Raw genomic sequence first — 25090 nt, forward strand, 5'->3', positions numbered from 1 at the left:
GCGTCGTAGGTTACCCAGCCGTAACTCTGCTGTGACACTAGCCACATGTGACCTCGATGACGAGTCCCGTCTCGCCCAGGGACCGATCTTTCCCCCAAATCGATGAGGCCCCCGTCCGCGCCGGAGCGCGAACGGGGGCCTCGGTGGTGCCAGGACTCAGGGCATCAGCACCTGAAGATCTTGCAGCCGATCTTCTTGAGCGCCTTCAGCAGCTTGGCCAGGAAGTCACCGATCGGGTTGGGCGTGGGGCCGGTGGTGGGGCTCGGCGTCTGGGTCGGCGTGGGCGTGGCCGTCGGCGTCGGCGTCTCGGTGGGGGTCGGCTCCGCCGTGGGGCTCGGCTCGGCGGTGGGGCTCGGCTCGGCGGTGGGGCTCGGCTCCTCGGTCGGGGTCGGCTCCTCGGTGGGGGTCGGCTCCTCGGTGGGGGTCGGCTCCTCGGTGGGGGTCGGCTCCTCGGTGGGGGTCGGCTCCTCGGTCGGCTCGGGCTCGGGGGCGACGACCTCGAAGGTGTCCACGGTGGTCACGGCGCCGGGGGCCGCGTTGCAGACCACGTCGACGGCGGTGTCGTTGGTGCCGTTGTTGAAGAGCAGGTCGGCGCGGTAGCTCGCGACGGCGACGGTCTTGGAACCGGTGGTGGCGGCGGTGTAGTCGGCACCGGAGCCGCTCACCTCGAGGACCAGCGGCTGACCGGCGGCGCCCAGCGGGGTGCTGGGGATGTCGGCGGAAGCCGGGGCCGGGGCGCCGTCGATGGTGGTCGCGACGGTGGTGGTGCCGCGGACCGTGCTGCCGAGGTTGCGCGCGACGTCGGCGGTCGCGGCCGGCACGGTGATGGTGGCGGTGAAGCCGACCGGCACGGTCGAGCCCTGCTCGAGGGTGGCCGGCAGGTCGGTGTCGGCGACGGTGATGAAGTCGGAGTTCACCAGGCCGCCCAGCAGCGCACAGTTGAACGTGATCTGGCCGCTCGCGGCGTTCGCCGCAGGCGCGAAGGCGGCCATCCCGGCCAGGGCGACGGCGGCACTCGCGCCGAGCGCCACGTGGCGCTTCAGGACGTTCTTCTTCATGGGTTTCCCTCCCCTAGAAAATGCTTTACGGCTACGTAGGTTACGCATCCGTAACTCAGCCTGTGAGGCTAGCCACACACCCCCCTCGTTCCGCACCCCCTTCTCACGACACGGACACCAATACCTCAAATGGGTGAGGCCCCTCCCCCGCCGTGAGGGCGGAGGAGGGGCCTCGTCAGGACCGTCGGGACCGTCGGGTCACTTCACCTTGACGGTGGCGTTGTCGCGCGACTTCTTCGCGGTCGCACCGCCCTGGTACTTGGCGGTGACCTGGTACTTGCCGACGCCGATCCCGGTGAAGGCGTTCTTGCCCTTGCCGAACGTGTTCAGAGTGACCTTCGCCTTGCTCTTCTCCTTGCCCTGCTTGAGCACGAGCTTCACGTCACCCGCGACGGGCTTGCCGTCGGCGCCGACGACCTTGACCTTCGCCACGAGCTTGCCCTGCCGCTTCTTCACGATCGTGGAGAGCGTGGTCGTGGTCTTCTGCACGGCCGGCGTCGGGGCGACGGTCGCGGTCGGGGACGCGGTCGGGGAGGCGGACGGCGACGTGCTGGCGCTAGGCGACGGGCTCACGGTCGGCGAAGCGGACGCAGACGGCGACGTGGACGGCGAGGCGGACGCGGTCGGCGACTCCGACGGCGACTCTGACGGCGACGCGCTCGGGGACGGCGACTCCGACGGCGACGCGCTCGGGGACGGCGACTCCGACGGCGACGGCTCCTCGGTCGGGGTCTCGGACTCCACGACGGTGAACGTGTCGACAGTGGTGTCCTGGCTGTCGGGCGACTCACACGTCACGCCGACGTTGAAGGGGTCGAAGGCACCACCGGTAAAGGTCAGGTTCGCGGTGTAGCTGTCCGCCTCCACGATCTTGTTCCCTGCCGCGTCGGCGACGTACGGCGCGTCGAGCGCTCCGGACACGTTCAGCACCAGTGGGCCGGAGGCGCCCGTGCTCGTGGCCGGGACGGTCACCGTGGCCGGGGTGGCGACGCCGCCGATGGTGGCGTTGATGGTGGCGGTGCCGGAGACGCTCGTCCCGAGGCCGCGGGCCGCGTTGGCGGTGCCCTCGGGGACGGTGATGGTCGCGGTCACCTGGACGGGCGTCGTCGAGCCGACGGTGACCTGCGCCGGCAGGTCGGTGTCAGCGACAGTCGTGAAGGTCGACTCGATCGAGCCGAGGAGCAGGCAGTCGTAGGACAGGGACGCGCTCTGGGCGGTCGCGGAGGAGCCGAGCGCGGCGATGCCGGCGCCGGCCACGGCGAGCGAGGCGCCGGCGGCGAGCGTGCGGCGGAGTACGGAGCTGTGCATGGTGGTCGTGCCCTCCCAAGGCATCGGCGGTCGGGAGCGGCGTGGTTACCCTCCCGTAACTTCCGGGGGGACTGTAGCCACGTTCGCCGCCCTCGTGCACGCACCGCCGCTGCCGCGGGACAGGGGTCTGGACCGGTCGATGACGACAGGTCCCCGCCCCGGACGAGCCGGGACGGGGACCTGGGGGTTCCGCTCAGCGCCGGGGGCGCTGCGGGAGCGGGGCGCCGTGGCGCCCGAGGATCACTTCACCTTGACGGTGAGGGTCTCCTTCGACTTCTTGGAGGTCTCGCTGCCCTTGTACTTCACGACGAGCTTGTACTTGCCCGGGGCGACCTTGGTGAAGGCGTTCTTGCCCTTGCCCTTCTTGTTGAGGGTGACGGAGGCCTTGGCCTTCTTCTTGCCCTTCTTGAGGACCATCTTGACGTCGCCCGCGGCGGCGGAGCCGTCCTCGTTGAGGACCTCGACCTTCGCGACCAGCTTGGCCTGCTTCTTCTTGTACTTCGTGGTCGCGGTGGTCTCCGTCGCCTGGACCGCCGGGGCGTTGGGGTCGATGACGTCGAAGGTGTCCACGGTGGTGTCGGCGGTGGGCGCCGCGGTGCACTTGGCGTCGACGGGGGTGGCGGTGCCGGCGGCGTTCTTGAAGACCAGGTCGGCGTTGTAGCCGGTGAGCTTCACGGTCTTCTTGCCGGCGGAGTCCGCGACGTACGCGGCGTCCGCGGTGCCCGCGACGCTCAGGACGAGCGGGCCGGAGGTGCCGGTGCTGGTCGCCGGCAGGGTCACCGACGCCGGGGCGGCGGCGTCGTTGATCGTGGTGGCGATGGCCGCCTTGCCCTCGACGGTGGAGCCGAAGTTGCGGGCGAGGTTGGCGGTCGCCTCGGGGATCGTGATCGTGGCGGTGAAGTTGACCGGCGTGCTGCTGCCCAGCTGCACCGAGGCGGGCAGGTCGGTGTCGGCGACGGTGGTGAAGTCGGCCGACGAGAAGCCGTTGAGCAGCTTGCAGTTGAAGGTCATCTCGCCGCTGGCGGCGGTGGCGGACGGGGCGAAGGCGGCGAGGCCGACCGAGGCCACGGCGAGCGAGGCGCCGGTGGCGGCCACGCGGCGGAGAACGGAGTTGCGCATGTGGTGAATCCCTCCAAGGAATCAGGAACGTCGTGGCGGGGCCGGTGCGGCGCCCGCCACGGAGGACTCTAACCCCGGCCCTAGAACCTGTTGCAGCAATCCGGCACCCGCGTGGCGCGGCCGTCTCACGCCCGTCGGGGGCCGACCAGACGGTCCAGCAGGTAGCCCAGGGCCAGCCACGCCAGCGCCGCCGTGCCCCAGTTGAGCAGGGTGCCGCTCATCGCCGCGTCCCCGCCGGAGACCCGCCACGCCCCGTCGTCGCGGTCGAGGACCCCGAGGTCCAGCACCTCCCCCGCCCGCAGGACCAGGTCCACCGGCGCCAGCCCGGGGTCCGCCTCCAGGGCGACGAGCAGGACGCCGGTGGACAGCAGCACCGCGCAGGCGACGCACGCCCACCACACCAGGTGGGCGGCGCCGGCGCGGACCCGGAGGCCCGCGGCCCGCACGGAGTTCCGCTCGTGGGTCGTCACCGGCGGGTCCCCCTCACGTGGTCAGCGGCCGACGAACTCGGCCTTGCCCGGTCCACGCTCAACGAACGACCCCATGCCGAGGCTACGGTCCTCGGTCGCGAAGAGGGCGGCGAACTGCTGCCGCTCGATCTCGAGCCCGGTCTCCAGGTCGACCTCGAGACCGCGGTCGACGCTCTCCTTGGCCGCGCGGAGCGCGTACGTGGCGGCCTTGCTGAACTGTGCCGCCCAGGCCGTCGCCTCGGCGTACACGCGGTCGGCCGGCACCACCCGGTCGACCAGCCCGATCGCCAGCGCCTCGTCGGCCTTGACGAAGCGACCGGTGAAGATCAGGTCCTTGGCCTTCGACGGGCCCACCAGCCGCGAGAGGCGCTGCGTGCCGCCCGCGCCGGGGATGATCCCGAGCAGGATCTCCGGCTGGCCGAGGACGGCGTCCACGGCGGCGAACCGGACGTCGGCGCACAGGGCCAGCTCGCACCCGCCGCCGAGGGCGTAGCCGTTGACGGCCGCCACGACGGGCTTGGGGATCCGCGCCACGGCCGAGATCGCCGACTGCAGGCCGCCGGAGCGCTTGACCATGTCGGTGTGCGACATGTCGGCCATCTCCTTGACGTCGGCGCCCGCCGCGAAGACACGCTCCCCGCCCCAGATCACCACGGCCTTCACGTCGTCGCGGTCGGTCGCCTCCTGGGCAGCCGCGCGGATCTCCTCCTGCACGGCCATGTTGAGGGCGTTCATCTTGGGCCGGTCGAGCCGGATCGTCCCGACGCCGTCGGTCACCTCGAGGTTGACGAACTCACCCATCTGTCTCTCCACTCACTCGTCTGACGTCTGCGTGCGGGCCCGGTGCCGCACCCGGTCGTGATCGTGCCACCTTCCCCGGTCGCGTCCGCCGGGCGGCCCCCATCGGCCACAATGGACGGCGATGACACCGGGAATGTGGGACCACCAGGACGAGCAGGTCGACGTCTGGCCGGGGCGCAACTGGCCCCTCGGCGCGACGTGGACGCCGGAGGCGACCAACTTCGCCGTCTACTGCCCCCGCGCCGACCGCGTGTGGCTCTGCCTCTTCGACGAGGACGACGTGGAGCACCGGGTCGAGCTGCTCGAGCAGTCGCTCGGCATCTGGCACGGCGAGGTCCCGGGCCTGCCCCGCGGCACCCGCTACGGCTACCGGGTGGAGGGCCCGTGGCAGCCCGACCGGGGCCTGCGGTTCAACCCCCTCAAGCTCCTGGTCGACCCCTACGCGCAGGCGGTCTCGGGCGACGTCCGGCACCACCCGGCCGTCCATGGCCACGACTTCGCCGACCCCACGGCGCCCAGCACGCTCGACTCCGCGCCCCACGTGCCCCGCAGCGTCGTGGTGCACGACGACTTCGACTGGGAGGGCGACGTCCCGATGCGGCGCCGGTGGCGCGACACCGTCATCTACGAGCTCCACGTCAAGGGGATGACGGCGCTGCACGACCGGGTCCCCGAGGAGCTCCGCGGCACGTACGCCGGCCTCGCGACGCCGGCGGTCACCGACTACCTGCGCGACCTCGGCGTCACCGCCGTCGAGCTGCTGCCCGTCCACCAGTTCGCCTCCGAGCCCGGCGTCGCCGAGCGCGGCCAGGTCAACTACTGGGGCTACAACACGCTCAACTACTTCTCCCCGCACAACGGCTACTCCGCCAGCGGCGACCGGGGCCAGCAGGTCACCGAGTTCAAGGAGATGGTCAAGACGCTGCACCGCGCCGGCCTCGAGGTCATCCTCGACGTGGTCTACAACCACACCGCCGAGGGCGGCCCGCTCGGACCCACCCTGAGCTTCCGCGGACTCGACGACCTCGGCTACTACCAGCGGGTGCTCGACGGGCACGGCGACCCGGTGGTCCCCGACACCTACTGGGACGTGACCGGCTGCGGCAACACCGTCGACACCACCCGCACCCAGTCGCTGCGGATGGTGCTGGACTCCCTGCGCTACTGGGTGACCGAGATGCACGTCGACGGCTTCCGCTTCGACCTCACCTCGGCGATCACCCGCACCCAGCAGGCGGTCGACATGGGCAGCCACCTGCTGACCGCCATCGGCCAGGACCCGCTGCTGCGCCACGTCAAGCTCATCGCCGAGCCGTGGGACGCCTCCATGGACGGCTACATGGTCGGCCGCTTCCCGCCCCCGTGGATCGAGTGGAACGACCAGTTCCGCGACACGGTGCGCGACTTCTGGCGCGGGCACGGCGACGGCATCCGGACGATGGCGACCCGGCTGGCGGGCTCCAGCGACCTGTACGCCGACGACGGACGCTCGCCGTACGCGTCGGTCAACTTCGTCACCGCGCACGACGGCTTCACCCTGCGCGACCTGGTCTCCTACGACCGCAAGCACAACGAGGCCAACGGGGAGCAGAACCGGGACGGCACCGACAACAACCGGTCGTGGAACTGCGGCACCGAGGGCGAGACCGACGACCGCGCGGTCGTCGCCCTGCGGCGACGGCAGGCCAAGAACCTCATGACGACCCTCTGCTTCAGCGCGGGCGTCCCGATGCTGACCATGGGCGACGAGCGGGGCCGCACCCAGCGCGGCAACAACAACGCCTACGTCCACGACAACGAGCTGTCCTGGGTCGACTGGCGCCCCGACGACGCCTGGCTCGACGTCTACGAGCACACCAAGACCGCCCTGCGGCTGCGCCGCGACCACCCCGCGCTGCGCCAGCGCCACTGGTTCGAGGGGCGCCCCGCGATCAAGGGCGGCCCCAAGGACCTGGCCTGGCTGCACCCCGACGGCCGGGAGATGACCACGGCCGACTGGCACGACCACTCGATCAAGGTGGTCGGGATGTTCGTCTCCGGCGACCCGCTGCGCTCCCCCGGCCCGCGCGGGGAGCAGCTGCGGGACCGGTCGTTCATGGTCTGGCTCAACAGCCAGCCCGACCCGGTGCGGATCATCCTCCCCGAGAACGAGTGGGTGCAGCGCGGCGAGGTGGTGCTCTCCACCGACGAGGCCCACCCGGTCGGGACGACGGTGCTCGCCGGCGACGTGCTGGAGCTCGAGGCGCGCTCGACCCTGGTGCTGCGCCAGGCCTGAGCGACGGGTCTCAGTCCCCGCCCAGCCCCTGCTCGCGAGCCCGCAGCATCGCGGCCGCACGGTCCGGCGCGCCGATCTTGGCCAGCACGTTCGACACGTGGTTGCGCACCGTCTTGGGACTCAGGACCAGACGGCGCGAGATGGTGGCGTTGTCGAAGCCGCGGGCGACCAGGTCGAGCACCTCGCGCTCGCGGTCGGTGAGCTCGGGGAAGGACACCCGCGCGGCGGTCCGCCCCGTGAGCAGCGTCGCCATCGCGCGGGCGGCGACGGACGGACCGAGGATCACCTCGCCGTTGGCCACCGCCCGGACCGCCCGCTCCACCTCCTCGGGCGTCGCCCCCTTGACCAGGTAGCCGCGGGCGCCGGCCCGGACCGCGGCCGCCACCGACTCGTCGTCCTCCTGCATGGTGACCACGAGCACCCGCAGTCCCGGGTGCCGGCGCACCAGGTCCCGGGTCACCTCGATCCCGGACCCCTCGCCCAGGTGCAGGTCCATCAGCACCACGTCGGCCGACGGCTCCTGGCCGGAGCCGAGGAGCGCCAGCGCCTCCAGCGCCGACGCCGCCTGGCCCACCACCTCGAACCCCGGGAGGGAGCCCAGCAGACCCACCATGCCCAGGCGGAACACCGGGTGGTCGTCCACGACCGCCACCCGGACCACCTCCGCACCCTCAGCCACGACCCGCCTCCTGCTCCTGCGACCGCCCCGTCGGGAGCACCGCCCGCACCAGGGTCCCACCTCCGGGGGCCGCCAGGACCTCGACCCGTCCGCCCTGCTCCTCGGCCCGCTCGGTCATCGCCTGGGTGCCCACCCCGTGCCGGGCCCCGTCCGGCACCCCCCGACCGTCGTCGCGGACGGTCACCACCAGGGCGCCGTCCTCGACCCAGGTGCTGACCAGGCAGCGCGTGGCGCCCGCGTGCCGGCGCACGTTGGTGACCGCCTCGGCGACGATCGCGTGCACGGCCGCTGCCGCCCCGAGGTCCAGCCAGGACGTGTCGGCGAGGTCCAGGTGGATCGTGGGACCGGTCTCCTCGCGGGCGGCGAGCTCCGCCAGCGCGGCCTCCAGCCCGAGCTCGACCAGCACCGGCGGGAGCAGCTGGTGCGAGAGCTCGCGGACTGCGACCACCCGCTCGTCCAGCTCGGCACCCAGCACGTCGAGCAGCTCGCGCGCACCGTCCGGGTCGGTGTCGAGCAGGTTGCGCACCCCTTGGAGGCCGAGCCGCAGGCCGGCGAGCGAGGGCCCCAGCCCGTCGTGCACCTCGCGCCGGATCAGGCGACGCTCGGCGACCCGGGCCAACGCCAGCCTGCGCCGGAGGTCGGCCACGTCCTGCTCCGCCGCGCGCACCGCCACGGCCGCCGCCACGACCGGTGAGAGCTCGCCGAGCGTGCGCTCGCCCTGGGCACCCAGGGCCTCCCCGGGCGGCGCGGTCACCGCCAGGGAGCCGACCTGCCGACCGCGGTGCCGCAGCGGCACCACGTGCGGGTCACGCGTCGGCACGCCCCAGGCGGCCAGCTCGGGGCCGGGGGCGTCCTCCGCTGCGACGGACCCGGCGGCCGGCACCCCGAGCACCGTCACCGACTCCAGCCGCATCGACCGCCCGAGGTCCTCGGCGACGTCGGCCAGCAGGCCGTCGACGCTCCCCCCGCGGTCCAGCTGCGACCCCAGCCGGCTGACCACCCGCGCCGGGTCCGCGCCCGCCCCGTGCACCAGCCGCCGCACCCGTCGCTCCAGCCGCAGCCGCAGGGGCTGGACGGCCACCGCGACCACGCCGGCGGCCACGACCTGCGCCGACCCGCGGCCCGGGAGCACCGTGCCGACCAGCGCGACCACCACCAGGTAGAGGACGAGGAGGGCGAGGGTCATGGCCCCGGCGAGGACCGCGCGGCTCACCGCCAGGTCGAGCCCCCACATCCGGCCCCGGAGCACCGCGACCAGGATCGCGGCCGGGAAGAACACCTGCGAGGCGAGGTGGAGCACCGGCGTCACCCAGAGCGGCAGGCCCAGGGGCACCAGCAGCGGCACGAAGGAGAGCGCCATCAGCAGCGTCCCGACCGCGAGCCATCCCAGCCCGTTGCGCTCGGCCGCGGGCCCTCGCCGGCGGCGCAGCTCGACCGCGAGCGCGGCGAGCAGCCCCAGCGGCACCGACAGCACCAGGCCGATCCCCACCAGCGGGTCGACGACCAGGGCCGAGCCGGCGGCGGTGAGGCCGCAGACCAGGGCCCCGGCCGCGACGCCGGCCCGGGCCCGGCCGAGGGGGTGGTCCCGGACCAGCCACGGGACGACCAGGAAGATCGCCAGCGTGCCCGGCACCCAGGCGGTCGAGTTGACCGCGTCCAGCCAGCCCGGGGGTCCGTCGCCGCGGTTCTCCTGCCACCACGCCTCCAGGGCGTAGCCGAGGGCGGCCGCTCCCCCGCCGACGGCGGCGAGGGCGACGATCCATCCCACCGGGTGCGGCCGGCGGCTCAGCACCACCGCCGCGACCGTGCCGTAGACGCAGGCCACCGAGACGTCGACCAGGAGGAACCAGAGGTTCTCGTCCAGCGCGGGTCGCACCGAGGCGAGCAGGCTGAGCGCGAGCAGGGCCAGGCCCCACGAGACGACCGCGACGGACGCGGCCACCCGTGGCCGCGTCCGTGCGTCGGTCGTCCCCATGGCGGGAGCAATGTAGTGAGGATCCGTGGTCCGCGACATCCCTTGCGCCGTCCGTCCCGCCCGCGAGCTCCTCGGCGCCCCGGTCAGCGACCGGTCGCGCGGTCCCCGAAGGCGAACCCGAGCGCGACCACCAGCAGCATCACCGGACCGGTGAAGCCCGCCATGTACTGCAGCGGCGAGAGACCGAGCAGGAGCGTCAGCCCGCCCAGGACCGCGCCGACCCAGCCGATCCAGCGGGGCGCGGCAGCCTGGCGCAGGGCGGCCGCGGCCAGCGCCACGCCCGTGACTCCCGCGCCCAGCCAGAGCCAGTTCATCGTCCCGACCCAGTGCCCGTAGAAGGCGGCCGACTCGGGCACCATCCGGTCCGGCTCGGCGAGGCCGAAGATGAACTCCGTGTCGAGCCCGGAGCCGATCAGGCCGGCCACCGAGACCAGCAGCAGCCCCGCGGCGCTCACGTCCGGCAGCAGGCTCCCCGCCCGGGTCTGGCCCGCCAGACGGCGGCGCAGGCCCAGCGCGAAGACCAGGACCAGGACCGTGCACAGCGTCGTGGCGGTGTGGAAGACGAGCAGGTTGGGGACCTGCTCCGAGAGCCGCTCGGTGATCGCGACCGCGTCCCCCTGGTTGCGCTCGTCGTAGACCGCGTCGACCGTCGCGGACGCCTGGATGCCGACGATGCCGGCCACCCCGGCGGCGACCCCCGTCAGCGCCCAGGCGCGCGACTCCCGCGTGCGGTCGTGACCGCGGCGGGTGGTCCCCTCGTCCCGTCGGCCGGTGGTGGCGGTCGTGGTGATGGTGCTGTTGCTGCTCATGCGGGCTTCCCCCTGTCGTGTGGTGCGTACAGGGAGCACGCTGGCGCGCCCGGCGTCCCGACCTCCAGGGGCGGCTGTCCCGACCTTCCGGGATCAGCCCGGCAGGGCGACCAGGCCGAGCTCGGCGACGGAGGCGAGCGCGCGGTGCCGCGGCACCACCCGCACGGTGTAGCCGAACGGTCCCGCGTGGTCGAGGGCGAGCGTGGTGTCGAACCGGTGACGCCCGTCCTCGTAGGACTCCACCAGCTCCATCGGGGTGGTCCGCGAGTCGGTGAGCTCGTCGTCGTGCCCCGGACGCCCGTGCACGGCCTGCACCTCGACGTCCTCGGGTCGGAGGGCGCCGAGCGCCACGTAGGCGTGCACCGAGAAGGACCCGCCCACCTCGGCAGTGTCCCCGTGGTCGACGGACTCGACGTGCTCCACGTGCACTCCGTGCCACTGCTCCCGCACCTGACGCTTCCAGCCGGCGAGGTCCCGCGCGCCGGCCCAGTCGGAGTTGAGCATCCGCGCCCGGTCAGCGGCCGGGGCGTAGAGCTCGTGGACGTAGTCGCGGACCTGACGGGTCGCCAGCACCTTGGGACCGAGCGACTTGAGCGTGTGCCGGACCATCTCCAGCCACCGGGTGGGCACCCCGTCGGCGTCCACGTCGTAGAACCGCGGCGCGACCTCGTGCTCGATCAGGTCGTAGAGCGAGGCAGCCTCGAGGTCGTCGCGCCGGTCCTGGTCCTCGACCCCGTCGGCCGACGGGATAGCCCATCCGTTGCCGCCGTCGAACCACTCGTCCCACCAGCCGTCGAGGATGGAGAGGTTGAGGCCGCCGTTGAGCGCCGCCTTCATCCCCGACGTGCCGCAGGCCTCGTAGGGACGCAGCGGGTTGTTGAGCCACACGTCGCAGCCCGGGTAGAGCGGCTGCGCCATCGCGATGTCGTAGTTGGGCAGGAAGACGATGCGGTGCCGGACCTCGGGGTCGTCGGCGAACCGGACCATCTCCTGGATCAGCCGCTTGCCCCCGTCGTCGGCGGGGTGCGACTTGCCGGCGATGACCAGCTGCACGGGCCGCTCCGGGTGCAGCAGCAGCCGCTTGAGCCGCTCGGGGTCGCGCAGCATCAGCGTGAGCCGCTTGTACGACGGCACGCGGCGCGCGAAGCCGATCGTCAGCACGTCGGGGTCGAGGGCGTCCTCGATCCACGTGGTCTCGGCGGGCGTCATCCCGCGCTTGGCCGAGGAGCGCGCCAGCCGCCCCCGGGCGTCGGCGACCAGCCGCTCGCGCAGGGTGCGCTTGAGGTCCCACAGGCGGCGGTCCGGCACCCGGTCGACCAGCGGCCAGAGGGCGTCGGTGTCGTCGCCGTCGACGTCGGCCCCCAGCTCGGCGGCGAGCTCGACGACCTCCCGGGCGATCCACGTGGGGCCGTGGACGCCGTTGGTGATCGAGCCGATCGGCACCTCGGCCTCGTCGAAGGCGGGCCACAGGCCGTTGAACATCCCGCGGGAGACGTGGCCGTGCAGCTGGGAGACGCCGTTGGCGCGCTGGGCGAGGCGGAAGCCCATGACCGCCATGTTGAAGACCCCCGCGTCGCCGCCCTCGTAGTCCTCGGCGCCGAGCGCCAGGACGCGCTCGACCGGGACGCCGGGCGTGGGCGAGGCGCCGCCGCCGAAGTACTGCTCGACCAGGGTCCGCGGGAAGCGGTCGATGCCGGCGGGCACCGGGGTGTGGGTGGTGAAGACCGTGCCGGCTCGGGAGACCTCCAGCGCCGTGTCGAAGTCGAGGCGGGGCCCGTGGTCGTCGGCCGTGAGCTCGCGGATCCGCTCGACGCCGAGGAAGCCGGCGTGGCCCTCGTTGGTGTGGAAGACGTCGGGCTCGGGCGCACCCGTGACGCGCGACCACGCCCGGAGCGCGCGCACCCCGCCGACCCCGAGCAGCAGCTCCTGGCGCAGCCGGTGCTCGGAGTTGCCGCCGTAGAGCCGGTCGGTGACGTCGCGGTAGTGCTGCGGGTTCTCCTCGATGTCGGAGTCGAGCAGCAGCAGCGGGACCCGGCCGACCTGGGCCACCAGCACGCGGGCGAGCAGCGGGCCGTCGGGCAAGTCGAGGGAGACCAGGGTGCGGCTCCCGTCGGCCTCGCGCAGCGGCGTCAGCGGCAGCTCGTCGGGGTCGAGCACCGGGTAGGTCTCCTGCTGCCAGCCGTCGCGCGACAGGGACTGTTTGAAGTAGCCGTGCCGGTAGAGCAGTCCGACGCCGGTGAGCGGGATGCCCAGGTCGGAGGCAGCCTTGAGGTGGTCGCCGGCCAGGATCCCGAGGCCGCCCGAGTACTGCGGGAGCACCGCTGTGATGCCGTACTCCGGCGAGAAGTAGGCGATCGAGCGCGGCGCGCCCTCGCCCTCCTGCTCGCCGGCAGCGGCGCCGGCGCCGTGGCGGCGCTGGAACCAGCGGTCCTCGGTCAGGTAGGCGTCGAGGTCGCGGCGGGCCCCTGACAGCCGCGCGGTGAACGCCGCGTCGTCGGCGAGCTCCTCGAGCCGCTCCCGGCCGACCGCGCCGAGGAGCCGGACGGGGTCGTGGCCGACCTGCTCCCACAGCGTCGCGTCGACCGAGGCGAAGACGTCCTGCGTCTCGGGGTGCCAGGACCAGCGCAGGTTGCCGGCCAGCACCCCCAGGTCGGCGAGGGGCTCGGGCAGCACGGGGCGGACGGTGAATCGACGGATCGCGCGCATGCCACGACGTTAGGGCATTTTGTTTGATCGATCCAACGCATGCCCGGGACGCCCGCCGGGGTACGTGGGGCAGACCCGGCGAGGTGTCCTGCGCCACGTCGGGGTGTCACGGCCACGTGCGGCTTGCACGTGGCCTCCCGGTTCGCGAGTGTGGAGAACATGGTCGGTCGAATCCCTGTCATGGACGTGCATCCGGTCGTCGACCTCGGGCGCCAGCCCGCGAAGGCGACGGTGGGCGAACCCCTGCCCGTACGGGCCTCCGTGTTCCGCGAGGGGCACGACCAGCTGGGCGCCGAGGTGGTCCTGGTCGCGCCCGACGGGAGTCGCCGACCCCCCGTGCGGATGCGCCCCGACCCCGACGAGAAGACGCTCTACTCGGCCCACGTCGTCCCCGACGCCGAGGGCTCGTGGGGCTTCGAGGTGCACTCCTGGTCCGACCCGCTGGCCACCTGGCAGCACGACGCCGGCATCAAGATCCCGGCCGGCGTCGACGTCGAGCTGATGTTCACCGAGGGCCGGCTGCTGCTCGAGCGCGTGCTCGCCGGTGACCCGCTCACCGCGGCCGAGCAGAAGCTCGTCCGCGCGGCTGCCACCGCGGCCGAGGACACCGCGCGCCCCGTCGAGGCGCGCCTCGCGGTGCTGCAGTCCCCCGAGCTCGCCGGGGTGCTGCTGGCCCACCCCCTGCGCGACCTGCTCACCGTCGAGGGCCCCTACCCCCTGTGGGTCGACCGCGAGCGCGCCCTCTACGGCAGCTGGTACGAGTTCTTCCCCCGCTCCGAGGGCGCCACCCGCGACGAGGAGACCGGCAAGGTCACCAGCGGCACCTTCCGCACAGCGGCCGAGCGGCTCGACGCGGTGGCCGAGATGGGCTTCGACGTCATCTACCTGCCGCCGATCCACCCGATCGGCGAGGTCAACCGCAAGGGCCCCAACAACACGCTGACCCCCGGTCCCGACGACCCCGGCTCCCCCTGGGCGATCGGCAGCCGGCACGGCGGCCACGACGCCGTCCACCCCGACCTCGGGACGCTGGACGACTTCGACGCCTTCGTCGCCCGGGCCCGCGCCCTCGGCCTCGAGGTCGCCCTCGACCTGGCGCTCCAGGCCGCCCCCGACCACCCGTGGGTGAAGGAGCACCCCGAGTGGTTCACCACGCGCGCCGACGGCACCATCGCCTACGCCGAGAACCCGCCCAAGAAGTACCAGGACATCTACCCGGTCAACTTCGACAACGACACCGTCGGCATCTGCCGCGAGGTGCTCCGGGTCGTGCGGCACTGGATGGCTCACGGGGTGCGGATCTTCCGGGTCGACAACCCGCACACCAAGCCGCTCGCCTTCTGGGAGTGGCTGCTCAAGGAGGTGCGCCGCACCGACCCCGACGTCGTCTTCCTGTCGGAGGCGTTCACGCTGCCGGCGATGATGCACGGCCTCGGCGCGGTCGGCTTCCACCAGTCCTACACCTACTTCACGTGGCGCACCCACAAGCGCGAGATCGAGGACTACCTGCGCGAGGTCTCGTCGGAGTCCGACCACCTGATGCGCCCGAACTTCTTCGTCAACACCCCCGACATCCTGCACGCCTACCTGCAGTACGGCGGGCCGGCGGCGTTCAAGGTGCGGGCCGCGCTGGCGGCCACCGGGTCTCCGTCGTGGGGGGTGTACGCCGGCTACGAGCTCTACGAGCACGTCGCCGTCCGCCCGGGCTCCGAGGAGTACCTCGACTCGGAGAAGTACCAGGTCAGGATCCGCGACTGGGACGGCGCGGCCGCCGAGGGCCGCACCCTGGCGCCGTACCTCACCCGCCTCAACGAGCTGCGCCGCAGGCACCCCGCGCTCCAGCTGCTGCGCAACCTCACCGTGCACGCCTCCGACGACGACCACGTGCTGGTGTTCAGCAAGCACCGGCCCGAGGAGCACGGCGGCGGCCCCGGCGGCGACACCGTGCTCGTGGTGATCAACCTCGACCCGCACGCCACCCGCGAGACCATGGTCCACCTGGACATGCCGGCGCTGGGCCTGGGCTGGCACGACTCGTTCATCGCCCACGACGAGGTCACCGGCGAGGAGTGGAGCTGGCACCAGCACAACTACGTCCGCCTGGACCCGGGCCACGAGCCCGCGCACATCATCCACGTGAGGAGCCCCCGTTGACGGAGATCTCGACCGACGCGATCGAGGAGCGCGGAGCGACCAACGACTTCGAGGACACCAGCAACACCGCCGACCAGCCCGACTGGTTCAAGCGCGCGGTCTTCTACGAGGTGCTGGTGCGCTCCTTCCGCGACTCCGACGGGGACGGCACCGGCGACTTCCGCGGGCTCATCGAGAAGCTGGACTACCTCCAGTGGCTCGGGGTGGACTGCCTCTGGGTGCCGCCGTTCTTCACCTCGCCGCTGCGCGACGGCGGGTACGACGTCGCGGACTACAACAACATCCTCCCCGAGTGCGGCACGGTCGAGGACTTCCACGACTTCCTCGACGAGTGCCACAAGCGGGACATCCGCGTGATCATCGACTTCGTCATGAACCACACGAGCGACCAGCACCCGTGGTTCCAGGCCAGCCGGTCCGACCCCGACGGCCCCTACGGCGACTTCTACGTCTGGTCCGACACCGACGAGCTCTACCAGGACGCGCGGATCATCTTCGTCGACACCGAGCCGTCCAACTGGACCTTCGACCCGGTCCGCGGGCAGTACTACTGGCACCGGTTCTTCCACCACCAGCCCGACCTCAACTTCGACAACCCGGCCGTGCGCCAGGCGATGCTCGACGCGATGGGCTTCTGGCTCGACATGGGCCTCGACGGCTTCCGGCTCGACGCCGTCCCCTACCTCTACGAGCGGCCCGGCACCAACGGCGAGAACCTCCCCGAGACCCACGAGTTCCTCCGCGAGTGCCGCCGCTTCGTCGACGAGCACTACCCGGGCCGGGTCCTGCTGTGCGAGGCCAACCAGTGGCCCTCCGACGTGGTGGAGTACTTCGGCGACCCCGACGTCGGCGGCGACGAGTGCCACATGGCCTTCCACTTCCCGGTGATGCCGCGCATCTTCATGGCGGTCCGGCGGGAGTCCCGCTTCCCGATCTCGGAGATCCTGGAGCAGACGCCCGAGATCCCGGCGAACTGCCAGTGGGGCATCTTCCTGCGCAACCACGACGAGCTCACGCTGGAGATGGTCACCGACGAGGACCGCGACTACATGTGGGACGAGTACGCCAAGGACCCCCGCATGAAGGCCAACATCGGCATCCGCCGTCGGCTCGCACCGCTGCTGGACAACGACATCAACCAGATCGAGCTCTTCACCGCGCTCCTGCTGTCGCTGCCGGGCTCCCCCGTCCTCTACTACGGCGACGAGATCGGGATGGGCGACAACATCTGGCTCGGCGACCGGGACGGCGTCCGCACCCCGATGCAGTGGACCCCGGACCGCAACGCGGGCTTCTCCTCGGCCAACCCCGGCAAGCTGCACCTGCCGACCGTGCAGGACCCGGTCTACGGCTACCAGTCGGTCAACGTCGAGTCGCAGTTGTCCAACTCCTCGTCGCTGCTGCAGTGGACCCGGCGGATGATCCACGCCCGCCGCCAGCACCCGGCGTTCGGTCTCGGCGACTTCACCGACCTCGGCGGCTCCAACCCGGCGGTCCTCTCCTACGCGCGCGAGCACGTCACCGAGGACGGCCACCGCGAGGTCCTGGTCTGCGTCAACAACCTGTCCCGCTTCCCCCAGCCGGTCGAGCTCGACCTGCGGCGCTGGGAGGGCATGACGCCGGTGGAGCTGCTCGGTGGCGTGCCGTTCCCGCCGGTCGGCGAGATGCCCTACCTGCTGACCATGGGCGGCTACGGCTTCTACTGGTTCGTCCTGACCGTCCCCAGCGAGGAGGGCACCGCATGAGCGCGCACGAGGACCTGGCCGGGCTGCTGGCCGAGGCCCGCTGGTTCGCCGGCAAGGGACGCGAGTTCAGCGTCTCCCGCACCCGGGTGGCCGGCGTCCTGCCGGGCGAGGAGCCACGCGTGGAGATCCTGCTGGTGGAGGTCGCCTACGCCGACGGCGGCGAGCCCGACCTCTACCAGGTCCCCCTGGCCGCCTACGACCACCCGCAGGAGCGCCTGGGCCACGCGCACGTCGGCACCTGGGAGCACCCCGACGAGCCCGGCCGGCTGCAGCACGTCTACGACGCGCTGCACGACCGCGAGGCGATGGGCCGCTGGCTCGCGGCCTTCGACCGGGTGACCCGCGGCGAGCGGCCCGAGGGGCCGCTGCTCTTCCACGGCCTGCCCGGTCACGAGCTCGACGTGGAGGCCCACTCGACCCTCTTCACGGGCGAGCAGTCCAACTCCTCGGTCCGGTTCGGCGAGGACGCGGTGATGAAGGTCTTCCGCAAGGTGACCCCGGGCGTCAACCCCGACATCGCCATCCACGAGGTGCTCACCCGGGCCGGCTCCGACCACGTCGCCGCGCTCTACGGCTGGCTCGACGTCGTCGACACCGAGGCCGACGCGGTCATCCAGCTGGCGATGCTCCAGCAGTACCTGCGGACCGCGAGCGACGGCTGGGAGCTCGCGCTGGTGAGCGTCCGCGACCTCTTCGCGGAGGGCGACCTGCACCCCGACGAGGTGGGCGGCGACTTCGCCGGCGAGGCCGCCCGGCTGGGCGTGGCGCTCCGCGAGACCCACGAGGTGCTGGCCGAGCACTTCCCGGTCGAGGAGCGCGGTCCCGAGGAGCTCGAGGCCCTCGCCGCCCGGCTGCACGCCCGGCTCGACGAGGCGCTGGCAGCGGCCCCCGGCCTGGCGGCGCACGAGCAGTTCGTCCGCGCGACGTACGACGCCCTGCGCGACCTGCCCGGGCTGCGGGTCCAGCAGGTCCACGGCGACCTCCACCTGGGGCAGACCCTGCGCACCGTCCGCGGCTGGAAGATCGTGGACTTCGAGGGCGAGCCGGCCCGACCGCTGGCCGAGCGGCTGCAGCCCGACTCCGTGTGGCGCGACGTGGCGGGCATGCTGCGCTCCTTCGACTACGCGCCCCGGGTCGCGGCGATGAACCACCCGGGCGACGAGGGCCGCGAGCAGCGCGCCTACCGCGCCAAGGAGTGGTCGACCCGCAACCAGCAGGCCTTCCTCGACGCGTACGCCGACGGCCTCGCCGCCGGCGACCGCGCGCTGCTGGCCGCCTACGTCGCCGACAAGGCGGCCTACGAGGCGGCGTACGAGGCGCGCAACCGTCCCGGCTGGGCCGAGGTGCCGCTGCACGGACTGGCCCAGCTGGCCGAGATGATGGCCCGTCCCGCCGCGGACGAGGGCCGCCCCGACCCGACCGACCCCGACACGAGCGGAGCGAGCGCATGACCGCACCCGGAGAGCTCGACATCCACCTGATCAACGAGGGGCGCCACGAGGAGCTGTGGCAGGTGCTCGGCGCCCACCCCGACGCCACCGGCACCTCCTTCGCCGTCTGGGCCCCCCACGCGCAGGAGGTCCAGGTCGTCGGCGACTTCAACGACTGGGACGGCGCGAGGTCGCCGCTGGACCCGATCGGCACCTCCGGCGTCTGGCACGCCCACGTCGCCGACGTGGCGGGCGGCGCCCGCTACAAGTTCCGGATCCGCGGCGCCGACGGCGTCTGGCGCGACAAGGCCGACCCGATGGCCTTCCACACCCAGGTCCCGCCCGAGACCGCCTCGGTGGTCTTCGGCTCGGCCCACGAGTGGGGCGACCAGGAGTGGATGACGGCACGGACGCGGCGCCAGCCGGTCAACGGGCCGATGTCGGTCTACGAGATGCACCTCGCCTCCTGGCGGCGGCACCCCGACGGCCGGACCTACACCTGGGAGGAGATCGCGGACGCGCTCGTCCCCTACGTCCAGGACCTCGGCTTCACCCACGTCGAGCTGATGCCGGTGATGGAGCACCCCTTCGGCGGCTCGTGGGGCTACCAGGTGACGTCGTACTTCGCCCCGACCTCGCGCTTCGGCGACCCCGACGGGTTCCGGCTCCTGGTCGACCGCCTCCACCAGGCAGGGGTGGGCGTGATCGTGGACTGGGTCCCCGCCCACTTCCCCAAGGACGACTTCGCCCTCGCCCGCTTCGACGGGACGCCGCTCTACGAGGACCCGAACCCGCAGCGCGGCGAGCACCCCGACTGGGGCACCTACGTCTTCGACTTCGGGCGTCGCGAGGTCCGCAACTTCCTGGTCGCCAACGCGCTCTACTGGCTCGAGGAGTTCCACGTCGACGCCCTGCGGGTCGACGCGGTCGCCTCGATGCTCTACCTCGACTACTCCCGCGAGCCCGGCCAGTGGAGCCCCAACGTGCACGGGGGCCGCGAGAACCTCGAGGCGGTCAACTTCCTGCAGGAGATGAACGCCACCGTCTACAAGCGCGTCCCCGGCGCGTTCACCGTCGCGGAGGAGTCCACCTCCTGGCCGGGCGTCACGCGGCCGACCTCCGACGACGGTCTCGGCTTCGGCTTCAAGTGGAACATGGGCTGGATGCACGACACCCTGGCCTACGTCGAGCGCGACCCCGTGCACCGCGCCCACCACCACGGCGAGATGACCTTCCCCCTGGTCTACGCGTGGTCGGAGAACTACGTCCTGCCGATCAGCCACGACGAGGTCGTGCACGGCAAGGGGTCGCTGCTGCGCAAGATGCCGGGCGACCGGTGGCGCCAGCTGGCCAACCTGCGCGCCTACCTCGCCTACATGTGGGCCCACCCGGGCAAGCAGCTGGTCTTCATGGGCACGGAGTTCGGCCAGGAGGCCGAGTGGGCAGAGGCCCGCGAGCTGGACTGGTGGCTGCTGGACCACCCCGAGCACCGCGGCGTGCAGGACCTCGTGCGCGACCTCAACCGGGTCTACCGCGAGACGCCGGCGCTGCACGGCCTCGACAACGACCCCCACGGCTTCGGGTGGCTCGAGTCCCACGACGCCGGGCGGAACGTCTTCGCCTTCGTGCGCCGGGCGCCCGACGCCCCCGAGCTGGTCTGCGTGACCAACTTCTCCGCCGTCCCGCACGAGGGGTACCGCCTCGGGCTGCCCCGCGCCGGCACCTGGCACGAGGTGCTCAACACCGACGCCGACGCCTACAGCGGCTCCGGCGTGGGCAACCTCGGGCAGGTCGAGGCCGTCGCCGAGCCGTGGCACGACCAGCCCGCGAGCACCACGCTGACCCTCCCCCCGCTGGGGACGGTCTGGCTCCGCCCCGCTCCCGCGCCCGAGCCGCTCGCGCCACCGGCAGCCGGCACCGCGGACGCGACGGCCGGCACCCCGGACGCGGCGGCCGGCACCCCGGACGCGGCGACGGGGACCGGCGGGCAGGCCCCGCGCTGAACCGGACGGTCAGGGGGTCGCGGCTAGGGTGAGCGCCGTGACCCCCGAACCAGTCGTGCGCACCGTCGGCGAGGGCGTCGCCCGCGTCACCTGGTCGGTCGAGCTGGCGACCGAGGAGTTCCGCGTCGCCGTCGGACGGGTCAGCGCCGTGGTCGAGGAGGCGTTGCGCGTGCACGCCCGCGTGGAGGCCTGGGTCTCCCCCGACGACGCCGTCGGCCAGCGCCTCGCCACGTGGGCCGGGATGCACCGCGAGGGCGTGATGCGCGGGGTCCCCGACCCGGGGGGCGCCGCCCGCGACCTGGTCGTCTACGCCCGGGTGGTCGCCGACGCACCGGTCGGCGAGCCCGCCGGCTTCCGCGCCCTGCTCAACTCGTTCCTGCCGCGCAAGCGCGCGATCAGCCAGCTGCTCCTGAGGGACCCGTCCGGCCGGGTGCTGATGTGCCGGCTCACCTACAAGCGGGACTGGGACCTGCCGGGCGGGGTCGTGGAGGTCGGCGAGTCGCCCCAGCTGGCGGTGGGTCGCGAGGTCGAGGAGGAGCTGGGCCTCGTCGTCGCCCCCGGCCGGTTGCTGCTGACGGACTGGCTGCCGTCCTGGGGCGGCTGGGACGACGCCCTCTGCCTGGTCTTCGACGGCGGTGTCGTCGAGGAGTCGGTCCTGGAGACGGTGGTCCGCGAGGAGCGCGAGATCGCCGGCGTGCAGTTCTGCGCGCCCGACGAGGTCCGCCGGCACGCGGCCGACTTCACCGCCCGCCGGGTGGAGGCCGCCCTCGCGGCGCTCGCGGACGGCCCGGGCTACACCGAGTCCGGTCGCTGAGTCGACCCGCACGCTCACCCGGGGCCCCACGGCCCGCCCGGGGGGTGTTACATGGACCCATGGGATGGGTGACGAACTTCGGCCAGGGCAACAAGGACCAGAAGGACCTGCTGGGCGGCAAGGGTGCCAACCTCGCGGAGATGACCAACCTGGGGCTGCCGGTGCCGCCCGGGTTCACGATCTCCACCGAGGCCTGCCGCGCCTACCTCGGTGCCGGCGGCACCCCCGACGGGCTGCGCGAGGAGGTCTCCGAGCACCTCGAGGTCCTCGAGCGGACCATGGGACGGCGCCTCGGCGACGCCGACGACCCGCTGCTGGTCAGCGTGCGGTCGGGGGCGAAGTTCTCCATGCCCGGGATGATGGAGACGGTCCTCAACATCGGGCTGAACGACGAGTCGGTGCACGGCCTGGCGGCGCGCAGCGGCAACCCGCGGTTCGCCCAGGACTCCTACCGGCGCCTCGTGCAGATGTTCGGCGCGACGGTGCTGCACGTCGACGCGCAGCACTTCTCCCGAGCCCTGGACGAGGCCAAGACGGCCCGGGGGACGGAGTCCGACCTCGACCTGGACGCCGACGACCTCGCCGCCCTGGCGACCAGGTTCAAGGAGATCGTCCGGGAGCACACCGGCGCCGACTTCCCGCAGGACCCGCGCGAGCAGCTGGAGCTGGCGATCCGGGCCGTCTTCGACTCCTGGAACACCGACCGGGCGCGGCTCTACCGACGCCAGGAGCGGATCCCCGAGGACCTCGGCACGGCGGTCAACGTGCAGGCGATGGTCTTCGGCAACTTCGGCATGCACTCGGGATCCGGGGTGGCCTTCACGCGCGACCCCGCCTCGGGCAACCAGGGGGTCTACGGCGACTACCTGCAGAACGCGCAGGGCGAGGACGTGGTCGCCGGCATCCGCAACACCGTGTCGCTGGCCGACTTCGCCGAGCTCGACCGGCGCTCGCACGACGAGCTCCTCGAGATCATGGCCACGCTCGAGCGCCACTACCGCGACATGTGCGACATCGAGTTCACCGTCGAGGACGGCAAGCTCTGGATGCTCCAGACCCGCGTCGGGAAGCGGACCCCGGAGGCCGCCTTCCGGATCGCCCGCCACATGCGCGACGAGGGGATGATCGACGCCGACGAGCAGCTGCACCGGGTCACCGGCGACCAGCTGGCCAGCCTCATGTTCCCACGGTTCGACGACTCCGGGGAGCGCACGCTCGTGGCCGTGGGGATGAACGCCTCCCCCGGCGCCGCCGTCGGTCGGGTGGTCTTCGACTCCGCCACGGCCGTGGAGTGGGCCGGGCGCGGCGAGCCGGTCATCCTGCTGCGCAAGGAGACCAATCCCGACGACCTCTCGGGCATGGTGGTCGCCCAGGGCATCCTCACGAGTCGGGGCGGCAAGACCAGCCACGCCGCGGTCGTGGCCCGCGGGATGGGTCGCACCTGCGTCTGCGGCGCCGAGAGCCTCGACGTCGACGCCGAGGCGCGCGAGGCGCGCGTCCGCGACGGGGGCGTGATCCGCGAGGGCGACACGCTCTCCATCGACGGCGCCACCGGCGAGGTCTTCCTCGGCGAGGTGGCGGTGACCCCGTCCCACGTGGTGCGCCACTTCGAGGGCGAGGAGGTCGACGAGGACGTCGTGGCCGCGGTCTCGGAGGTCATGGCCCACGCCGACTCCCGGCGCCGTCTGGGGGTCAGGGCGAACGCCGACACGGCCGAGGACGCCGCCCGCGCCCGACGCTTCGGCGCCGAGGGCATCGGGCTCTGCCGGACCGAGCACATGTTCCTCGGGGACCGGCGCAGCCTCGTCGAGGACCTGATCGTGGCCGAGGACGACGAGTCGCGGCAGGCCGCCCTCGACGCCCTGCTCCCCCACCAGCGGGAGGACTTCGTCGGGATCCTGGAGGCGATGGACGGGCTGCCCGTCACCATCCGCCTGATCGACCCCCCGCTCCACGAGTTCCTCCCGGACTACACCGACCTGTCCGTCAAGGTCGCGCTCGCCGAGGCGCGGGGCGAGGCCTCCGAGCGCGACGAGCGGCTGCTGGCGCACGTCCGGCGCCTGCACGAGCAGAACCCGATGCTCGGGCTGCGCGGGGTGCGGCTCGGCATCCAGGTGCCCGGGCTCTTCGTCATGCAGGCCCGGGCGATCCTCGAGGCGGCCGCGGACCGGATCGACGCCGGCGGGCACCCCCTGCCCGAGATCATGGTGCCTCTGGTCGCGAGCGTCCGCGAGCTCGACGTCGTCAAGCGGGAGATCCTCAAGGTGGCCGACGAGGTGCAGCAGGCCCGCGGCGTGGAGGTCGACTTCAAGGTGGGCACCATGATCGAGCTGCCCCGCGCCGCCTTCCTGGCCGACCGGATCGCCCGCTCCGCGGAGTTCTTCTCCTTCGGCACCAACGACCTCACCCAGATGGCCTGGGGCTTCTCCCGCGACGACGTCGAGGCGAAGTTCTTCTCCCAGTACTTCGAGCACGGGATCTTCGACGTCTCGCCCTTCGAGTCCCTCGACACGCTCGGCGTCGGCGGGATGGTTCGGATGGGCACCGAGAAGGGCCGCGCCACCAAGCCCGACCTCAAGGTCGGGGTGTGCGGGGAGCACGGCGGCGACCCCGCCTCGATCCACTTCTTCGACTCCGCCGGCCTCGACTACGTCTCCTGCTCGCCGTTCCGGGTCCCGGTCGCCCGGCTCGAGGCCGGCCGCGCCGCGCTCGACCGGGACTGACGGGGCCCCCGCGTCCGGTGGGCCCGGCGGGACAGGACGGTCCCGCCGGGCCCCGCTGGACTCAGAAGAGCGCGGAGGCCAGGTTCTGCCGGCCGCGCAGCACCCGCGGGTCGTCGTTGCCGACCGCCGCGAAGAGGCCGAGCAGGTGGTCGCGCGCCCGGTCCCGGTCGGCGCCCGCCGTGCGCCGGACGAGCTCGACGAGCCGCCCGAACGCGTCCTCCACGTGGCCGCCGAGCATGTCGAGGTCGGCCACCATCGTCTGGGCGTCGACGTCGTCGGGAGCCTGGGCGGCGGCCGCGCGAGCGGCGTTCAGGTCCACGCCCTGCGTGCGGTGCAGGACCTTCGCCATGGCGAGTCCGGCGGCCGCCTCGACGTCGGCCGGGTTGGCGTCGACGAGCTTCTGGTACTCCGCGACCGCGCGCTCGATGTCGCCCTCCCCCAGCGCGTCCTGGGCCGCGGCGTAGCGCGGGTCGTCCTGCGGCTCGTCGTCGGGGCCGGCCGCGCTCCGGGGCTGGTGCCGGTCGGTGATGCCCTGGGCGACCAGCTGCTGGGCGACCTGGTCCAGGGCCGCGCGCAACTCCGCGAGCGGGACGACGTCCTGGAAGAGCGGCATCGGACGCCCGTCGACGACGGCGACGACCAGCGGGATCGACGGGATCTGCATGGCCTGCGCGATCTCGGGCACCGCGTCGACGTCGACGAGCCCGACGAGGAACCGTCCGTCGAGCTCGTCGGAGAGGGTGCGCAGGTCGTCGGCGAGCTGGCCGCTCTCGGGCATCCGCGTGCGCGAGAAGAAGACCAGCAGCACCGGCGCGGTCATCGAGGCCTCGAGGACGCCCTGGAAGTTCGCCTGGTCGACGTCGACGGCGTAGGCCGACCCGCCGGCCTGCGGAGCGCCGGGACCGACACCTCCCTGCGCGCCGGCCGCGCCGGCCGGGGCGGCCGGGCGGGTGGGCGGGGCCGGGCGCCTGAGCGCCGACAGGTCGATGGCACCGGGACGGGAGAACGGCTGCTGCGTCAT

16 protein-coding genes and 1 pseudogene are annotated in these 25090 nt (G+C 72.8%); 7 read left to right on the forward strand and 10 right to left on the reverse strand.

All coding sequences use genetic code 11. The annotated features are described in order from the left end of the window. Positions 1 to 164 precede the first annotated feature (164 nt). The 5 genes from DNK53_RS18390 to DNK53_RS11805 all read right to left on the reverse strand — a co-directional run bounded on the left by DNK53_RS18390 (position 165) and on the right by DNK53_RS11805 (position 4756). Positions 165 to 1058: a hypothetical protein gene (locus DNK53_RS18390; RefSeq protein ID WP_110182546.1), complete on the reverse strand. Its 894-nt coding sequence runs from the start codon at positions 1056 to 1058 to the stop codon at positions 165 to 167. Positions 1059 to 1256: 198 nt separating this feature from the next. Next, positions 1257 to 2366 carry a hypothetical protein gene (locus DNK53_RS17550; protein WP_162599910.1) on the reverse strand — a complete coding sequence of 370 codons (1110 nt, stop codon included), beginning with the start codon at positions 2364 to 2366 and terminating at the stop codon, positions 1257 to 1259. Between the two features lie 240 nt (positions 2367 to 2606). Next, a complete protein-coding gene (locus DNK53_RS11795; RefSeq protein WP_110182547.1) occupies positions 2607 to 3485 on the reverse strand; it encodes a hypothetical protein in 879 nt (292 codons plus the stop codon). Between the two features lie 125 nt (positions 3486 to 3610). Next, positions 3611 to 3955 carry a hypothetical protein gene (locus DNK53_RS11800; protein WP_110182548.1) on the reverse strand — a complete coding sequence of 115 codons (345 nt, stop codon included), beginning with the start codon at positions 3953 to 3955 and terminating at the stop codon, positions 3611 to 3613. Between the two features lie 21 nt (positions 3956 to 3976). After that, positions 3977 to 4756 carry an enoyl-CoA hydratase/isomerase family protein gene (locus DNK53_RS11805; RefSeq protein ID WP_110182549.1) on the reverse strand — a complete coding sequence of 260 codons (780 nt, stop codon included), beginning with the start codon at positions 4754 to 4756 and terminating at the stop codon, positions 3977 to 3979. 121 nt (positions 4757 to 4877) lie between these two features. Between DNK53_RS11805 and glgX the strand changes: the two genes are divergently transcribed. Then, the gene (gene glgX / locus DNK53_RS11810) at positions 4878 to 7031 is read left to right on the forward strand and encodes a glycogen debranching protein GlgX (protein ID WP_110182550.1); all 2154 of its coding nucleotides are present in this window, start codon (positions 4878 to 4880) and stop codon (positions 7029 to 7031) included. 10 nt (positions 7032 to 7041) lie between these two features. Here the strand turns inward: glgX and DNK53_RS11815 are convergent, their stop codons facing one another. The 4 genes from DNK53_RS11815 to glgP all read right to left on the reverse strand — a co-directional run bounded on the left by DNK53_RS11815 (position 7042) and on the right by glgP (position 13200). Further along, a complete protein-coding gene (locus DNK53_RS11815) occupies positions 7042 to 7710 on the reverse strand; it encodes a response regulator transcription factor (RefSeq protein ID WP_204163899.1) in 669 nt (222 codons plus the stop codon). After that, complete coding sequence (locus DNK53_RS11820; protein WP_204163900.1) at positions 7703 to 9652, reverse strand: sensor histidine kinase; 1950 nt, start codon at positions 9650 to 9652, stop codon at positions 7703 to 7705. The genes DNK53_RS11815 and DNK53_RS11820 overlap by 8 nt, the downstream gene beginning before the upstream one ends. A 116-nt stretch (positions 9653 to 9768) precedes the next feature. Continuing rightward, positions 9769 to 10494, reverse strand: coding sequence for a hypothetical protein (locus DNK53_RS11825; protein ID WP_204163901.1), 726 nt, complete (start codon positions 10492 to 10494; stop codon positions 9769 to 9771). Positions 10495 to 10587: 93 nt separating this feature from the next. After that, a complete protein-coding gene (glgP, locus tag DNK53_RS11830) occupies positions 10588 to 13200 on the reverse strand; it encodes an alpha-glucan family phosphorylase (protein ID WP_110182552.1) in 2613 nt (870 codons plus the stop codon). Between the two features lie 159 nt (positions 13201 to 13359). On the opposite strand from glgP, the gene DNK53_RS11835 reads away from it, so the two are divergent. The 6 genes and pseudogenes from DNK53_RS11835 to ppdK all read left to right on the forward strand — a co-directional run bounded on the left by DNK53_RS11835 (position 13360) and on the right by ppdK (position 24069). Then, positions 13360 to 15354 carry an alpha-1,4-glucan--maltose-1-phosphate maltosyltransferase gene (locus DNK53_RS11835; RefSeq protein ID WP_110183125.1) on the forward strand — a complete coding sequence of 665 codons (1995 nt, stop codon included), beginning with the start codon at positions 13360 to 13362 and terminating at the stop codon, positions 15352 to 15354. 20 nt (positions 15355 to 15374) lie between these two features. Then, positions 15375 to 17099: a maltose alpha-D-glucosyltransferase gene (gene treS, locus DNK53_RS11840; RefSeq protein WP_239456557.1), complete on the forward strand. Its 1725-nt coding sequence runs from the start codon at positions 15375 to 15377 to the stop codon at positions 17097 to 17099. Next, positions 17096 to 18550 carry a maltokinase N-terminal cap-like domain-containing protein gene (locus tag DNK53_RS11845; RefSeq protein ID WP_162599911.1) on the forward strand — a complete coding sequence of 485 codons (1455 nt, stop codon included), beginning with the start codon at positions 17096 to 17098 and terminating at the stop codon, positions 18548 to 18550. Before treS ends, DNK53_RS11845 begins: the two co-directional genes overlap by 4 nt. After that, positions 18547 to 20445 (forward strand): annotated as a pseudogene (gene glgB, locus DNK53_RS11850) (1,4-alpha-glucan branching protein GlgB); the annotation flags it as partial. The gene DNK53_RS11845 and the pseudogene glgB, both read left to right, overlap by 4 nt. A 124-nt stretch (positions 20446 to 20569) precedes the next feature. After that, on the forward strand, positions 20570 to 21346 hold the full coding sequence (locus DNK53_RS11855; protein ID WP_110182555.1) for an NUDIX hydrolase: 777 nt from the start codon (positions 20570 to 20572) through the stop codon (positions 21344 to 21346). 59 nt (positions 21347 to 21405) lie between these two features. Beyond that, entirely contained in the window at positions 21406 to 24069 is a 2664-nt protein-coding gene (gene ppdK, locus DNK53_RS11860) for a pyruvate, phosphate dikinase (RefSeq protein ID WP_110182556.1), read from the forward strand. Between the two features lie 61 nt (positions 24070 to 24130). Here ppdK and DNK53_RS11865 read toward each other — a convergent pair whose 3' ends face one another. Next, on the reverse strand, positions 24131 to 25090 hold the full coding sequence (locus DNK53_RS11865; RefSeq protein WP_110182557.1) for a co-chaperone YbbN: 960 nt from the start codon (positions 25088 to 25090) through the stop codon (positions 24131 to 24133).

The organism is Nocardioides solisilvae (genome assembly GCF_003194625.1).
GTDB classification, from domain to species: domain Bacteria; phylum Actinomycetota; class Actinomycetes; order Propionibacteriales; family Nocardioidaceae; genus Nocardioides; species Nocardioides solisilvae.

Bases quoted from the DNA above. Each gene is read 5' to 3' on its own strand.
- DNK53_RS18390 (WP_110182546.1), bottom strand. From the start codon at position 1,058: ATGAAGAAGAACGTCCTGAAGCGCCACGTGGCGCTCGGCGCGAGTGCC.
- DNK53_RS17550 (WP_162599910.1), bottom strand. From the start codon at position 2,366: ATGCACAGCTCCGTACTCCGCCGCACGCTCGCCGCCGGCGCCTCGCTC.
- DNK53_RS11795 (WP_110182547.1), bottom strand. From the start codon at position 3,485: ATGCGCAACTCCGTTCTCCGCCGCGTGGCCGCCACCGGCGCCTCGCTC.
- DNK53_RS11805 (WP_110182549.1), bottom strand. From the start codon at position 4,756: ATGGGTGAGTTCGTCAACCTCGAGGTGACCGACGGCGTCGGGACGATC.
- glgX (WP_110182550.1), top strand. From the start codon at position 4,878: ATGACACCGGGAATGTGGGACCACCAGGACGAGCAGGTCGACGTCTGG.
- DNK53_RS11825 (WP_204163901.1), bottom strand. From the start codon at position 10,494: ATGAGCAGCAACAGCACCATCACCACGACCGCCACCACCGGCCGACGG.
- glgP (WP_110182552.1), bottom strand. From the start codon at position 13,200: ATGCGCGCGATCCGTCGATTCACCGTCCGCCCCGTGCTGCCCGAGCCC.
- DNK53_RS11835 (WP_110183125.1), top strand. From the start codon at position 13,360: ATGGTCGGTCGAATCCCTGTCATGGACGTGCATCCGGTCGTCGACCTC.
- DNK53_RS11845 (WP_162599911.1), top strand. From the start codon at position 17,096: ATGAGCGCGCACGAGGACCTGGCCGGGCTGCTGGCCGAGGCCCGCTGG.
- ppdK (WP_110182556.1), top strand. From the start codon at position 21,406: ATGGGATGGGTGACGAACTTCGGCCAGGGCAACAAGGACCAGAAGGAC.
- DNK53_RS11865 (WP_110182557.1), bottom strand. From the start codon at position 25,090: ATGACGCAGCAGCCGTTCTCCCGTCCCGGTGCCATCGACCTGTCGGCG.